Here is a 14,561-nt window from a genome sequence, read left to right on the forward strand (position 1 = left end):
TCGGATTGCGGAAAAATTCCCGCAGCCACTTAGCCAACAATACTAATACCGACCAAGCGGATCAGGACCGGACCCTTCGTGACTTTCTCTTTTGTCACGATCAATGATGGACTCGCTGCCAGGCTTCGTTTCCTGCTTCTCGCTTGAACCATCCGATTTTTTCTTGGCAGCTTCGCTTTTGTGAGGTTCACCCTTTTTAATGACACCATACTCCTGCCCCGTGGGAGTCTTCCCCGGCTTATATTGTTCGGCTCCGGATTGTCCAATTGGAGGACTATCCATGGGCCCGGTCTGTGCCTGAGCTGAACCGTACATAAAAAGAATCATACTTAGCGCGCTGACACCCGATTGGATAATGAGCCATAAGGATCGCGGCGCTTCGTTTCTTGCTGTTGCAGGATAATTCATGGTGAGTTCCTTTCATCTGTCCAGCAATGGTGCTGTGTAGGAATAATACAAAACATTCCCCGTCCTTTCAGTGCGCTACCGCACGGGACCCAAACACGCGCTTACGGCTGCCGGCACCTGCCGGATTTAAAGAATTGCAGCAAGAAAGTGACTGGACGAGGAGAGATTCTGAGGATTTTGGAGGCTAATAGCTATTTCTATTAGCCTAAAAAGCGGTGAAATAGGGACCGGCCAGATGCTTTTTGCAGCCGATTTCCTTTAAGCCCGACAGCTGCTAGGAAGATGTTTCTTCCGGTTTTTTGTCGCATTTGATTTCCCAAATGAGGCGTGAGGACGTGACCCCTCCAGTTGGACCCATGATTGGACGAACTTCTTCAGAGATAAGCGTATATCCCGTCATGCACAGATTTGTGGCATCGATGTTCATGGATCTGATGGCCTGCTCTCTTGATCCCGACTCTCCGTCATATAAACTTGTAATGGAGTAAATCCTTGAACCGTCATCCGCCGTAGTGGGCGTACCGTCAGCCAGCATCGATGCACAACCCGCGAGAAAGGGAAGGATCAACAAAACGCTTTTCATGGATTTAATATCTTTCCTTGGTAAAGTCCGGACAATGGTCGCATCGAGCGCAGCGAAACGATGTAGCGCTGTCAATTATATCCATAGAATAACAGGAAACAATCCCGCGCTCTAACAGGCAGGCGATGTTGTCAGTTTGGCTGTCGCGTCTGATTTCTCAAATAAGATGCGTGAAAGCTGATTTCTCCAAGCCGAATGGCGACTTACGTATCAGTCCTTTCTCTCTTTGAGACTCATTGATGCGTGCCTTGCTCAATCCGCAACTGTTTCCATAGTGCTGGGCAACTTTTCTAGCTCAAATTCCTTCGGCAAGTGTTTCACGATGAAGTTAGCGTCTATTTTAATTAGACAATTGCCATCTTTTTCTGATTCAGAATATGTTTTACCGCATCATAAGACTTAATTCTTAATCATGGCCTGCCCAGGATATTAATTTGCTCTTCTTCCTGCTGCCCACCGTAACGCGAAAATCCAGATGAATCCAGTCATGTAGGGAATTCCTTACAAGGCATTCATTTTCACCTACCTCATATCGCAGCTTTATCCGACAGACATGTGAAGTTTTTGTGATAAATTTCATACGTATGATTAAATAATCATACTTCTTAATAATATAAAGATAACAATAACTGGGCTCCGTCGACCGGATATAAGAGGGAAAACCATGAGACAAGAATTCATTCTGCCGAGGTGTATGGTAGCGACCTTGGTCCTCTCCGTCCTGCCTGCTCTAGCGCAGCAGCCCAAAAAAATAAATGATGTTGAAAAGAACATCGAGAAAGCGCCAGAAACCTCGACACAGCCTTTAGCTCCTTTCCAGGTGGCCGCCAATGATCTGAAGGTCGTCAGGCTCGAACCCCTCGTCATAAAGGGCCAGACCCTTACCATCAGTAAGAATCAGCCTTTCAGCGTGCATGTGTTCGACAAGGATTTCATTGCGGAGCGTCAGGTTTCCAATTTGGAGCAGCTTTTCCGTGAAACCGCAGGCATGGAAGTACGAAGCCTAGGTTATGGCAGCGTTGCCAGCTCCATTAACCTGCGTGGTTTTTCAGGTGGCGGCCACGGTGGTGATATAGGCTTCGTCGTCGATGGCATTCCATTGAATGAAGCCTCAAGCCATGCCGACGGCTACGCCGATATGAGCGTGATCATTCCACTGGAGATCAATGCCATGAGAATTTTCAAGGGCCCGGTATCGGCCTTGTATGGAAATTTCAACCGGGCCGGGGTGGTGGCGCTGGAAACCCGCCGATCCGGCAAATATGCCGAACTGGATTTGCGCGGTGGTTCGTTCGGAACCGTGGATTTGCAGGCGGCGGCGGGGGGCAATCTATATGGGGTGGATTTGAATGCAGCGGTGCAAAGCTTCCGCAGCGACGGCTTTCGTCCTCAATCGGATAACGAGCGTCATACCGGATCGCTCAGCGCCGGCTATAGCTTTACCGACAAGACGCGCTTCACCATTGCAGGCCGGGCGCACGTCGGCGAGGCGAATACCGCTTCCGTGATCTCCCAGGAACAATACGATAATCGCAGCAACCGCAACTTCTTTTTCGCAAAAAATCCAAATGTCCAGAACGATAGCACTGACAAGGATCTTTATACCATAAGAGGGGACCTTTCCCACGCGTTCACGCCGCAGATAACAGCCGCGCTTTTTGGCTACGCCACCACGCAGACATTCCGCCGTTCCTTTACCCGGCTGACCAATGCCACTACCTGGCAGCAACGGCAGGAAGATTACGACCGCGATGTGCTGGGATTCGGGCTCAACGTCAACGGAAAGCACAACTTTCTGTCAAAACCACTGACTTGGGTTCTAGGCGCGGAACGCTATGAAGAAAAAACCTTATACAAGTATGCCGATGCCCTGAATAATGGCCAGTTCACGCCCACCACCCTGACTGCGGGGATCAACGGCGGCAGCGGAACCCTTAACCGGAATCTCAAAACCAATTATATTTCATTGTTTGCCCAGACCGAGTGGGTACTTAGCCCCTATTTCAGGCCGTCCTTCGGCATCCGCAAAGATCTTATCGACGGGGGGTGCGACCGGCGCGGCCTCGAAACACGCACAGGCGCCAGCGCCCAGTGCGGCAAGATGGAGGATTTCGACATTACTACCCCCAAGTTCGGCTTCCGCTCCACGCTTTGGCCGGGGCTCCTGGAAGCGCGGCTCAGCGTGGCCGATGGTTTTGCACTACCGAGCGACGCGGCGAAATTCACGGCCGGCATCCGTGTCCAGCCCACCACGTTCAGACAGCTCGAGCTGGGTTTCACGCTTACGCCGGGATCGATGTTGATGATCGATGTCGCCCATTACCAGATAGAGAGCAAGAACGAGGTGGCGCTGCCAAACCCTGCCTTACTCGATTATGTCAATGTCGGAAAAACCAAGCGCATCGGCACCGAGGCTGAAATCCGGTTCATGCCGGCAGACTGGTTTGAAGCCACAGCCGCGATTTCCAGATTCAACTCGAGAGTTACCGAAGCCCTCCCCACCCAGCCTTTCCTGCTGGGTGCCAACGTCACGGGGGTACCCAAATTCATGGCCACTTTTACCGGTACGGTACGACCCATGCCAGGCTTGTCGATTACTGCCATAGGCAGGATCTTTGGCCGTTATGCGATCAACCTGCCAACGGCCACGGCAGCCCAAGCATATTATGACGGATACGAGACGGTGGATTTGATAGCGAGCTACGAGCCAAAGTCGCAACCCTGGAATATGCGGCAGCGTTACTTCGTCCAAGTATTCAACCTGACGGACGAACGCTATGCATCTTCCGCCGGCATCACAAGCGGTTCGAGGACCTATAATCCGGCGGCCCCCCTTACGGTGCTAGGTGGAATTTCGTTCAAATTTTAATCCAATTCGTCTTCAAAGGAGAGCTACATTGCTTCACGCTCAGGATCTCACCAAGCACTATAACGGCGTACTGGCGTTGGACCGGTTGAATCTTACCGTGGCGGGTGGAGAAATCTTTTGCTTGTTGGGCGGAAACGGAGCAGGCAAGACCACCACCATCAACCTGTTTCTAAATTTCGTCCGGCCGTCCAGCGGACGAGCTCTCGTGGACAACATCGACGTCACCAGGAATCCGCTTGAGGCCAAACGGCAAATAGCCTATATCCCGGAAACCGTGATGTTGTATGGCAGTTTATCCGGCCTTGAGAATATCTCCTACTTTACGGCGCTCGCACTTGGAGTGAAGCGGCCTGACGACGAATTGCTGGAACTTCTGGATCACGCGGGACTGGCGCGAGAAGTGGCATTCAAGCGCGTCGGAGGCTATTCCAAGGGAATGCGCCAAAAGGTGGGAATTGCGATTGCGATGGCCAAGAATGCGAGAGCGCTGTTACTCGATGAACCCACGTCGGGTCTCGATCCGCAGGCAGCAAACGAATTTGCTTCCCTGCTCCAGAAATTGAAACACCAGAATATCGCTATCCTGATGACCACGCACGATCTTTTTCTTGCCAAGCAAACTGGAACACGCGTAGGCATCATGCGCAGCGGAAAACTGATATCTACCCTCGCCACAGCCGACGTGGATTCCACGGATCTGGAACGAATATACCTGGAGATTTCCGGGAGCAGGCAATTGGCATGAGTAACCTAGTTCAACCACACGCTGGGGTCCGCTCCGGGACGGTCCTCCGAGGCGGCGTCATTGCGGTCGTGGCCAGGAAAGAGTTCCTGGAGCTGTTGCGCGACAGGAGACTCACCTGGATGGCCGGAACGTTTTTACTGCTGATGCTGGGCGCGTTTCTGATGGGATGGCAGCAGATGCAGCACACACGGGTGGAACGGGCCGCAGCGCAAGATGTTTCGTACGCTCAGTGGCTCGGTCAAGGCGAAAAGAATCCGCATAGTGCAGCCCATTTTGGGCAGTATGCATTCAAGCCTTCCAGTCCATTATTGTTTGTCGATCCTGGTATTACGCCGTTTGTGGGCGTAAGCGTCTGGATGGAGGCCCACAAGCAGAATGAATTCAAGTTCCGCCCGGCTCGCGATGCAACATCGCTACAGCGGTTTGGCGAGCTATCCGTTGCCTTCATATTGCAAGTATTGGCGCCCCTGATAATCATCCTGCTGACATTCTCCGCTTTTACGGGGGAGCGGGAACGCGGTACGCTGCGCCAATTGCTGAGCGTTGGCGTACACCCGTTGCAGTTGCTGGCCGGAAAAGCCCTGGCGAGCGCGCTTGCTCTCTGTGCATTGATGCTGCCGTTGGCAATGGGAAGCCTGATAATGCTGCTTCCTTCATCCGAGCACCATGTCAGCATCGATAACATACGCGAGCGCGTGATCCTCATGATGGCGGGCTATGCGATTTACCATGCGGGGTTTACCGCATTGTCGCTCGGTATCTCGGCCCTAGCGAAATCCTCCCGCAAGGCCCTGGTGTTATTGCTCGCTTTCTGGGTGCTGAACAGTTTTGTCGTGCCGCGCCTGATGATCGACCTTGCGCGTGGCGCAAGCCCGACACCTAGCGCGGTGGAATTTCAGACTGCCCTCACCGAGGCACGCAAAGCTACCTTCGGGCATGACGATACTCATCCTGCCTATCTCAAATTTCGCGATGATGTATTGAAGCAGTATGGTGTGTCGAAAGTTGAGGAGCTTCCCGTGGATTTCGATGGATTGGCGCTACAGGAGGACGATATGCGCGGCTACCGTATTTTTGACAGGGCCTACGGTAAGTTGTGGGACAGTTATGCGCAACAGGAAAGGATACGTTCGTTCGCGGGATTTGTGTTTCCGTTGATGGCCATGCAACCTATCTCGATGGGGCTGGCAGGTGCGGATATCGAACACCATAACGATTTCGCACGCGCCGCGGAAACTTACCGTCGTCATATCCAGGACATGACGAGCGACGATCTGGTAAGAAACCGGAAGTATGGCGACAAGGAGTATAAAGCTGCCCCGGAGCTGTGGGCAAAGATACCGGCATTCACCTATCAAATTCCCGGTACCCGCTGGGTGTGGGACCGGCAAAACTTCAATTTCCTGATACTGGCAACTTGGGCATTTGTGATGGGAACACTCGCAATATTTGCCGCACGCCGCTTGTCGCCAGTATGAGCACGCCGGAAACCCGCATGTCCTCATTCTTTCCATTCCGCGAGGTTTTTCGCCACGAGTGGCATAGTTTCAAAGCGGAGAGGGTGATCGGGAGTATTTTGGTCATGCTGTCATTGGCCGCTGGGTATGGCCTCGTCAACGGCAAGACATCCGTTGAGAAGCAGCGGTATGCGACGGAGGCAGCAGGAAAAGAGGAACAGCTGAGATTGAAGGATAATCTCCAGAAGCTGGTTGCAATGCAGAAAGGCGAGTATATCGCCTCAAGCGCTTTCCGGAATCCGGCAAATCCCCTGTGGATCGGAAACCGCCATGCAGCCACCTATGCGGTTCTTCCTCCCGGCCCCCTTGCCTCGACCGCTATCGGTCAAAGTGACTTGAATCCTTCCTATATCTTGATATCCGCTGACAGCAAGGAAACGTTTACTTTCAACGAGGAGATCGAGAATCCGGGCAATCTCCTCATCGGCCATTTCGATCTGGCATTTTTCATGGTTTATCTCTTGCCATTGCTCATTATCGCGTTGTCCTACAACACCCTTTCAGGCGAGCGCGAACAAGGTACGCTGGCAATACTCATGGCGAATCCTATCCAGCTAAGCATCGTGCTTCTTGCCAAGCTTGCATGCAGGGCCGCGTTGCTTATTCTGCCGCTGGCGACGATAACCGTCGGATTTGTTGTTTTCGAGAACACTTTTCAGTCATTTTCGACCGATGTTGCAGTACGTCTCGCATGGTGGGTCGGACTTGCCATCGCTTATGCCTTGTTCTGGTTTTCCGTTACCGCCGTGGTTTCCATTTGGGGCAAAAGCTCGGAACATAATGTGCTGGTTCTGATAGGCCTATGGGTAGGATTTTCACTGATCGTGCCAACATTACTTAGCGTCGCCGTGAACGTGGCGTATCCAGTTCCATCCAGAGTAGAGATGATCAACAGCTTGCGCGCCATACAGACAGATGTCAGCAAGGAGTATGACGCTTCAGTAGCTCGCTACGAGGAGGAGCATTCCGCCATGTCAGGCAGTGATGGCGTTCTGAACAAAAAAGACCTGGGTACTGCTCGCAAGAGAATTCTTGTGCAACAGACCGCAGCCCGCTTGACTGAGAAGCTCATGACACAGCATAACGATCAACTGATGCGTCAGCAACGCATCGTAGACTGGCTGGGTTTCTCATCTCCCGCGATTGTAATGCAGGGGGGGTTGAACGATATAGCAGGAACTGGAAATAGCCGTTACCAACTCTTTATGGAACAGGTTGACCGGTTTTACACTGATTGGCAGGGGTTTTTTATACCCAGGGCATTGAAAAATATTGCGTTGACACCGGAAGACTACAATAATTTTCCTCGTTTCCAATACCAGCCGCAACCACTTTCCGACCTGAATTCACGTTTGATGCGCACTCTTCTCGGGCTGCTCATTCCGGCTATCCTGTTGAGTTATCTTGCCGCCCGGCGGATTTCCCATTATCCCGTCACAGCCTGATTGCAACGATGCTCGTTTTTCATTCGTGACAAGGAAGGTGAAGCGCTGATCTCTCCAAGCCGGTTATGGCTACTTTTCAGTTACCCGCCCTTCTCCGATGCTCATTGATGCGCGCCGCGCTCAAGCACCAAGTGTCATCAGGCTCGCATTGCCGCCGCCGGCAGTCATATTCACGCTCACCACGCGCTCGGTGGCCAGCCGATATAGCGGAATATCGCAGCCATCGGTTGCGATCAGCGGCACCCGGGCACCGTCGCGCGCAGCGAGGTCGCCGCGTAGCTGATAGGCGTCGTCCGCTGGCCCCGTGTAGAGTGCTGCGGCAATGGGCTCGCGCATCCAGCCGCGCTCAACCCGCAACTGTTCGCACACTGGTGGGGGCAGCATAGCGGCCAGCGCGCGCGGCATCGGTTCATCCGCGAGCAACACGCGGTTGCCCGTTGCAAGCACGGCGGCAATCTGCTCAAGCAGCGCGGTCTCGTCATTCGCAATGCAGGCAACCTCGCCGCGTGGCGCAAACACGAGCATGTTGCTCTCCCCCGTCGGTCCCGGCAGCGGAATACGATGCATCAGCGGCGTGCATATCGCATAGTCTGTGCAACGTTTGGCGAATGCGGAGCGACCGTTCTGCCGCGCCCAGCCGGCAAGTGCTTGCAGCGCCGCCAGCGCATCCGATTCCCCAGGTTCATCCTTTTTGCGAACACCGCCCATGCGCGCAAGCGACATTGCTGCTTGCCGCAGCAGGCGATGCAGGTATAAGGGGCCGCCCGCCTTGGGGCCAGTGCCGGATTTACCCTCGCCGCCGAATGGCTGAACCCCTACCACCGCCCCGACCATGTTGCGATTCACGTAGATGTTGCCGGCATGTACGCGAGCGGCAACGAAATCGATGGTCTCGTCTATCCGGCTGTGCACGCCGAACGTGAGGCCGTAACCGCTCGCGTTGATGCAACTGACCAGTTCGTCCAGCTGGTCGCGTGCAAAGCGCACCACGTGCAGCACCGGACCGAACACCTCTCGCTCCAGCTGATGGATGCCACCGATCTCGATCAGGGTCGGCGGGACAAATGTGCCGCTCACACAAACGGGCGGCAGTGGCAGTTGGAACACCGCGTGACCGGCCCCGCGCATCTTCTCGATGTGATTGAGCAATGTACGCCGCGCGCCGGCATCGATCACCGGGCCGACGTCGGTGGCCAGCCGCCCAGGGTTGCCGAGCGCAAGTTCCTGCATCGCACCCTTCAGCATCTCCAGGACACGGCCGGCGATATCTTCCTGCAAGCACAGCACGCGCAGCGACGAGCAGCGCTGGCCGGCGCTGTCGAAAGCGGATACCAGGATGTCCTGCACTACCTGTGCAGGCAGCGCCGATGAATCGACCACCATGGCATTCTGCCCCCCCGTTTCGGCGATCAGGGGGATTTCCTCATCCTGCGAGCGCTTGGCAAGCTTGCGATGGATGATCTGGGCAACCTCGGTCGAGCCGGTGAAGATAACGCCGCGCACGCGCGGGTCGCCGGTGAGCTGCTCACCCACCGACTTACCGCCTCCAGGCAAGAATTGCAGTGCCGCGCGCGGAATACCGGCCTCATGCAATAATCTTACCGCGGTTGCCGCGATCAGCGGCGTCTGCCCGGCTGGTTTCGCGAGCACCGGGTTGCCGGCGGCGAGCGCGGCGCTTACCTGGCCGACGAAGATCGCAAGCGGAAAATTCCATGGGCTGATGCAAGCCACCGGCCCGAGCGCCCCTGGCTGGTTGCCATTCGCGAACTGGCTGCGCATCTGCTGCGCATAATAACGGCAGTAGTCAACCGCCTCGCGCACCTCCGCGAGCGCATTCGGCAGCGACTTGCCAGCCTCGCGCACCGCGAGCCCGACTAGTGCCGCGCGGTGCCTCTCAAGTGCGTCGCCTGCGCATTCGAGCAGCGTTGCACGGAACTCCAGCGGTACCGCCTGCCATTCGGGCGCAAACGCCTGCGCGGCTGCAAGCGCCGCTTCGATGTCGCCTTCACTCGCCTCGATCACGGTGCCGACACGATCCGCGCGATCGGCAGGATTGGAAACGGGTAGCTGTTCACCATCGGTGCGATCGCCACTGGCGAGCATCGGCATGGCCCGCCAATCCCGGCCTGCCAGCACGGTCAACTCGGCACTCAATTTGGCGAGCACGTGCTCGTTGCTGAAATCGATGCCGGATGAATTCCTGCGCCCTTGGCCGTACAAGTCGCGCGGCAACGGAATCGCCGGATGCGGCATTGGACCATCATGTTCGACCTGGGCGACCGGATCGGCGACCAGCTCGTCCACGCTCACGTTCTCGTTGAGAATGCGGTTGACGAATGACGAGTTTGCGCCGTTCTCGAGCAGGCGCCGCACCAAATAGGCAAGCAATGTCTCGTGGCTGCCGACCGGCGCATAGATCCGGCACGGCTTGGCAAGTTGATCCGCGCCAATCACTTGATCATATAAGGTCTCGCCCATTCCGTGCAGGCACTGGAATTCATAGTCGTCAACCCACGCCTCCTGCGCCATCTGATAGACCGCTGACAGCGTATAGGCATTATGCGTCGCAAACTGCGGGTATACCGCGTCCGGCGCGCGCAGCAACCTTTGCGCGCAGGCAAGATAGGCGACATCGGTATGCACCTTGCGCGTATAGACCGGATAGCCTTCCAGCCCGTCGACCTGTGCACGCTTGATTTCCACATCCCAATACGCGCCCTTGACCAGCCGGACCATGATGCGGTGGCCGCTGCGGCGCGCAAGGTCGACGATCCAATCGATCACGAACGCACAGCGCTTCTGATAGGCCTGGACAACGAAGCCGATGCCGTTCCAGCCGGCCAGATCGGAGTCGAACGCGAGCGCTTCCAGCAGATCGAGCGAGAGCTCGAGGCGGTCAGCTTCCTCGGCGTCGATATCCAGCCCGATGTCATGGCGTTTCGCCAACAGTAGCAGCGACTTCAGCCGCGGCAGCAGCTCGGCGACAACGCGCGCGCGCTGGGCATGCATGTAGCGCGGATGCAACGCGGAAAGCTTGACCGAGATCCCAGGCCCGGCGTAGATTCCGGCGCCGGCGCTCGCCCTGCCAATGGCGTGGATCGCGGCCTCATAGGACGCATAGTAGCGATCGGCCTCGGCCATCGTGATGGCGGCCTCACCCAGCATGTCATAGGAGTAGCGGTAGCCGCGCGCTTGGTGTTCGCGGCTGCGATCGAGGGCTTCCTGAATCGTCTCACCGGCCACGAACTGCTGACCCAGCATACGCATCGCAAGGTCCATGCCCTTGCGAATCAGCGGCTCCCCGCCTTTTGCGGCCAGATGCGTCAGTGCGGACGCCAGCCCATCTTCGCTATGGGTCGACACCAGCCTGCCAGTGATCAGCAGGCCCCAGGCAGCCGCATTCACGAATAGCGACGGGCTCTTCCCAAGATGTGAACCCCAGTCGCCCCTGCTGACCTTGTCGCGTATCAGGCGGCCGGCAGTTTCAGGGTCCGGGATACGCAGAAGCGCTTCGGCCAGACACATCAGCGCAATGCCTTCCTGGCTCGACAACGAGAATTCGTTCATCAACGCGTCAACCCCGCTGGCGCGGGCGCGCTTGCCACGCACCGTGGCTACCAGCTTGCGTGCGCGTTCCCGCGCCTGGTACTGGCTCGCACGCGGCAGATCGATCTGCCTCATCAGCTCACTAACGCTTTGCGCCTCGTCGCGCCGGTAGGCATCGGTGATCGCGGCGCGCAGCGGCGATTGCGGTGCGCGAAGTTCGGATTGGAGAGCGATAGTCATGGGGATGGTGACGCAAGAGCATACAACTCGAATCCCGCCATCGCTGACATACCCTACGAATTCTCGATGCTCTCGCCGTGGAGCGCCACATCCAGGCCTTGCCGCTCCGCTTCCTCACCAACGCGCAAACCCATCGCGAGATCAATGATCTTCAGAATGACATAGCTCATGATGAAACTGTAGATAATGGTGATGCCCACCCCGATCGACTGGGTGAGGATACTGCCCGGTTGCCCGCCGCCGATGGCAGTACTCGCGAATACGCCGGTAAGCAGGGCACCGACAATCCCACCAACGCAGTGCACGCCAAAGGCATCGAGCGAATCGTCATAGCCCAGCGCCCTCTTGACCGAAGTCGCCGCCAGAAAGCAGATGACTCCGGCGACAACACCAATAATGACAGCGGCGGAGGGAGCGACGAATCCCGATGCCGGCGTGATCGCTACCAAGCCGGCCACGGCCCCGGAAGCGATGCCAAGTACGCTGGGCTTGCCCTTGACGATCCATTCGGTGAACATCCAACCCAGGGCGGCGGCGGCACTGGCAATCTGAGTAGCTGCCATGGCCATCCCGGCACGCCCGTCGGCCGCGACCGCCGAGCCTGCATTGAATCCAAACCAGCCCACCCATAGCAGTGATGCTCCAATCACGGTAAGCGTCAGGTTATGCGGGGCCATCGGTTCCTTATTGAAGCCCACGCGCTTGCCCAGCGCCAGGGTGCAGGCAAGTGCGGCAATGCCGGCATTGATGTGCACCACCGTGCCCCCTGCGAAATCGAGTATACCCCGGGAGGCGAGCCAACCGCTCGGCTCCCACACCCAGTGCGCAACCGGCGCATACACGACAATGGACCAGATTCCCATGAACCAAAGCATCGCGGAGAACTTCATACGTTCGGCAAAGGCCCCGCAGATCAGGGCAGGCGTGATGATGGCGAAGGTAAGCTGAAACATCGCGTAAACGCTCTCGGGAATGGTCGTGGCCAGATGACTTACTGAGACTCTGCCGGCGACCGCCGCCACAGCGGGTGCGTCCCCGGTGGCAGCGACCGCTGCCACATCCTTCATATAGACAACGCCGTCCATGAATAACCGGCTGAAGCCCCCAAGATACGGGCTGTCTCCCGGCGTGAAGGCAAGACTGTAGCCAACAGCCCACCAAAGGATGGTGACCAGGCACGTAATCGCAAAGCTCTGCATCAGCGTGGACAGCACATTCTTTCTTCGTACCATCCCGCTATAGAACAGAGCCAAACCCGGCACCGTCATCATCAGCACCAGCGCGGTGGAAGTCATCAACCAGGCGGTATCGCCGGCATTGATCTGTGCGTTGGTGATAATGGAGGGCTCGGTAGTCGAGGCCTGGAGATCTGCCTGCGTAGCCGCAGCGACAGGAGCCTCCTTGGCAGACTTGTCTTCAGCGTGAACTGCACCGCTGCCAAACAGCGTTGCTCCCATTAAAAGTACACTCAGTAGACGCTTCATGCTGGTTTTCATGACGCATGCTCCCATGACGGGGTGGAGTGAGAATCAGATTCCCTCAAACCGCTTATCTACATGCAATGGGACGATTCTGTGGTAAATCTGGATGGTGTGCCGCTTGTGTCAAAAAACCGATCGGAAAACAGTTTCATTGCCTGTTAAAGCGCGCTTGCATCGGTTTCTCCGGTGCGAATGCGGATGACCTGTTCCAGGTCGAATACAAAAATCTTGCCGTCGCCGATCTTGCCGGTATTGGCGGCCTTACTGATGGCCTCGATCGTCTGCACGAGAAGCTCGCTTCGTACGGCGGCCTCGATCTTTACCTTGGGCACAAAGTCAATGACGTACTCGGCACCACGGTAAAGCTCGGTGTGCCCCTTCTGTCGGCCGAAGCCCTTAACCTCGGTGACTGTAAGGCCCTGCACACCAATGGCGGACAGCGCCTCTCGCACTTCTCCGAGCTTGAAGGGTTTGATGATAGCAGTAACAAATTTCATGCTTCCTCCTCAATCGTATCGGCTCATCTGTTTGGGTCCCGCCCAACACTTGATCAAGAAATCCATGGATATCAATATAGACCAAGCTTCGAGCATTTGCTGCCGGGTATCAGCGCGTTGCCAAGAAGGACGTCAAGAGGACCGAGCGCACGGAGGGTTATCGACATGGGCAAGCAGGGTAGCAATCCTGGATGAGGACAACCAACGATGCCTTACAATTTCAAGCGGCAAAGGCCGCAAATAATGGACGATTCCCATTTTCACTCAGATAATCAATGGGTAACAGCAATCATTTGCCGGGCATGGTGCCCGTCCATGTCTGCCTCATATGGGTTTACGTATGCTGCCTCACAAATTCTTGCCACGCTGCGGCCGCAGCTTCAAAATCATTGATGGCAATTTTGATGGCTTCCCCGGTTTCCTCCGTATAATCTTCCTCGATTTCCACATGATCAGGAAACAAGCGCAGCCAATACGCGTTGCCTATCCGTTCCCATGAAGAAATCTGCCCTGATTTGACTTCCCGGGTTTTCTGCAACAATTCTTCCGCCCATTGGGCATTTTTTTGTATGTCGATGGTAAGGTAAGCGATTACGAGATCGTGAGCGGGATTACCACCGAGACGGCCCGGCCAATCAAAGCCATTGCCATTCATTGGCGTATGGGAAACGCTGTGTTGATTTTGTTGTTTCCAGACGCGGCAAAGCCAATCAGGAAAAACTCCTCCTTGCTGCTGCAATAGCCGGACAGCTCCCTCTCGGTGACATGAGCCGGCCGATTTTTGCCACATCTTACCCAGCCGGGAGAGCCTGCCGGGCAACTACGATCCGGATGCGCCGATGCATGGGAAATGGAATTGAGAACCTGCTCGCTTGAACAACTGTCGGGAAACATCGAAGAAAATTTACTTCTATTGGGATTATTATTATGTGACCATCTGCCAGTATATATTCCCGCTGAATTGGGTAAATCCTGTACCGTAAAATCCTGGACCGTTGCCGGATTGACGCCACCGGGGCGCGAATGAAAACCCTTTGGACGGCTATCTGTCCATTCCCCGCAAAAAACATGCTTCTGATTCATTTGCAAGCCGTTATCGAGGGTAACCCAGCGAGGTAGTGTTGCGCAGTCCACCGCGGCTAGCGCATACGGCGGGAACAAAACGAATACAAATAGACAGGCAAGAAGAGTCAACGTTCGCGCGGCCATGATGCAAAGCGGATAGGTTTT

General features: G+C 55.8%; 10 protein-coding genes and 1 pseudogene. 4 read left to right on the forward strand and 7 right to left on the reverse strand.

The window, feature by feature from the left end; translation table 11 throughout:
* Positions 1-42: 42 nt before the first annotated feature.
* Entirely contained in the window at positions 43-408 is a 366-nt protein-coding gene (locus SQ11_RS03595) for a hypothetical protein (RefSeq protein ID WP_041512750.1), read from the reverse strand.
* Positions 409-682: 274 nt separating this feature from the next.
* A complete protein-coding gene (locus tag SQ11_RS03600) occupies positions 683-991 on the reverse strand; it encodes a hypothetical protein (protein ID WP_156972395.1) in 309 nt (102 codons plus the stop codon).
* A gap of 664 nt (positions 992-1,655) precedes the next feature.
* On the opposite strand from SQ11_RS03600, the gene SQ11_RS03605 reads away from it, so the two are divergent.
* Genes SQ11_RS03605 through SQ11_RS03620 form a run of 4 tightly spaced genes read left to right on the forward strand, consistent with a single transcriptional unit; the run spans position 1,656 to position 7,567 of the window.
* Positions 1,656-3,860: a TonB-dependent receptor gene (locus SQ11_RS03605; protein ID WP_084226708.1), complete on the forward strand. Its 2,205-nt coding sequence runs from the start codon at positions 1,656-1,658 to the stop codon at positions 3,858-3,860.
* 28 nt (positions 3,861-3,888) lie between these two features.
* The gene (locus SQ11_RS03610; protein WP_041512752.1) at positions 3,889-4,605 is read left to right on the forward strand and encodes an ABC transporter ATP-binding protein; all 717 of its coding nucleotides are present in this window, start codon (positions 3,889-3,891) and stop codon (positions 4,603-4,605) included.
* The gene (locus tag SQ11_RS03615) at positions 4,602-6,083 is read left to right on the forward strand and encodes a DUF3526 domain-containing protein (protein WP_084226709.1); all 1,482 of its coding nucleotides are present in this window, start codon (positions 4,602-4,604) and stop codon (positions 6,081-6,083) included. The genes SQ11_RS03610 and SQ11_RS03615 overlap by 4 nt, the downstream gene beginning before the upstream one ends.
* A gap of 17 nt (positions 6,084-6,100) precedes the next feature.
* Complete coding sequence (locus SQ11_RS03620; protein ID WP_041512753.1) at positions 6,101-7,567, forward strand: DUF3526 domain-containing protein; 1,467 nt, start codon at positions 6,101-6,103, stop codon at positions 7,565-7,567.
* A 120-nt stretch (positions 7,568-7,687) separates the two neighbouring features.
* On the opposite strand, the gene putA is transcribed toward SQ11_RS03620, so the two are convergent.
* From putA to SQ11_RS18200, 5 genes and pseudogenes are all read right to left on the reverse strand, one after another.
* Positions 7,688-11,353: a trifunctional transcriptional regulator/proline dehydrogenase/L-glutamate gamma-semialdehyde dehydrogenase gene (gene putA / locus SQ11_RS03625; protein ID WP_041512754.1), complete on the reverse strand. Its 3,666-nt coding sequence runs from the start codon at positions 11,351-11,353 to the stop codon at positions 7,688-7,690.
* Between the two features lie 53 nt (positions 11,354-11,406).
* The gene (locus tag SQ11_RS03630; protein WP_269746025.1) at positions 11,407-12,849 is read right to left on the reverse strand and encodes an ammonium transporter; all 1,443 of its coding nucleotides are present in this window, start codon (positions 12,847-12,849) and stop codon (positions 11,407-11,409) included.
* 143 nt (positions 12,850-12,992) lie between these two features.
* On the reverse strand, positions 12,993-13,331 hold the full coding sequence (locus SQ11_RS03635; protein WP_041512755.1) for a P-II family nitrogen regulator: 339 nt from the start codon (positions 13,329-13,331) through the stop codon (positions 12,993-12,995).
* Between the two features lie 334 nt (positions 13,332-13,665).
* A complete protein-coding gene (locus SQ11_RS03640) occupies positions 13,666-14,151 on the reverse strand; it encodes a YacL family protein (RefSeq protein ID WP_232297876.1) in 486 nt (161 codons plus the stop codon).
* Positions 14,152-14,156: 5 nt separating this feature from the next.
* Positions 14,157-14,540, reverse strand: a pseudogene (locus SQ11_RS18200) (EndoU domain-containing protein); the annotation flags it as partial.
* Positions 14,541-14,561: the final 21 nt, after the last annotated feature.

Origin of the sequence: Nitrosospira sp. NpAV (genome assembly GCF_000832065.1) — a bacterium.
Taxonomy (GTDB): domain Bacteria; phylum Pseudomonadota; class Gammaproteobacteria; order Burkholderiales; family Nitrosomonadaceae; genus Nitrosospira.

What these genes read in the sequence shown, in the direction of transcription:
- SQ11_RS03595 (WP_041512750.1), bottom strand. Translation starts at nt 408, where the DNA reads ATGAATTATCCTGCAACAGCAAGAAACGAAGCGCCGCGATCCTTATGG.
- SQ11_RS03600 (WP_156972395.1), bottom strand. Translation starts at nt 991, where the DNA reads ATGAAAAGCGTTTTGTTGATCCTTCCCTTTCTCGCGGGTTGTGCATCG.
- SQ11_RS03605 (WP_084226708.1), top strand. Translation starts at nt 1,656, where the DNA reads ATGAGACAAGAATTCATTCTGCCGAGGTGTATGGTAGCGACCTTGGTC.
- SQ11_RS03615 (WP_084226709.1), top strand. Translation starts at nt 4,602, where the DNA reads ATGAGTAACCTAGTTCAACCACACGCTGGGGTCCGCTCCGGGACGGTC.
- SQ11_RS03620 (WP_041512753.1), top strand. Translation starts at nt 6,101, where the DNA reads ATGTCCTCATTCTTTCCATTCCGCGAGGTTTTTCGCCACGAGTGGCAT.
- putA (WP_041512754.1), bottom strand. Translation starts at nt 11,353, where the DNA reads ATGACTATCGCTCTCCAATCCGAACTTCGCGCACCGCAATCGCCGCTG.
- SQ11_RS03630 (WP_269746025.1), bottom strand. Translation starts at nt 12,849, where the DNA reads ATGAAAACCAGCATGAAGCGTCTACTGAGTGTACTTTTAATGGGAGCA.
- SQ11_RS03635 (WP_041512755.1), bottom strand. Translation starts at nt 13,331, where the DNA reads ATGAAATTTGTTACTGCTATCATCAAACCCTTCAAGCTCGGAGAAGTG.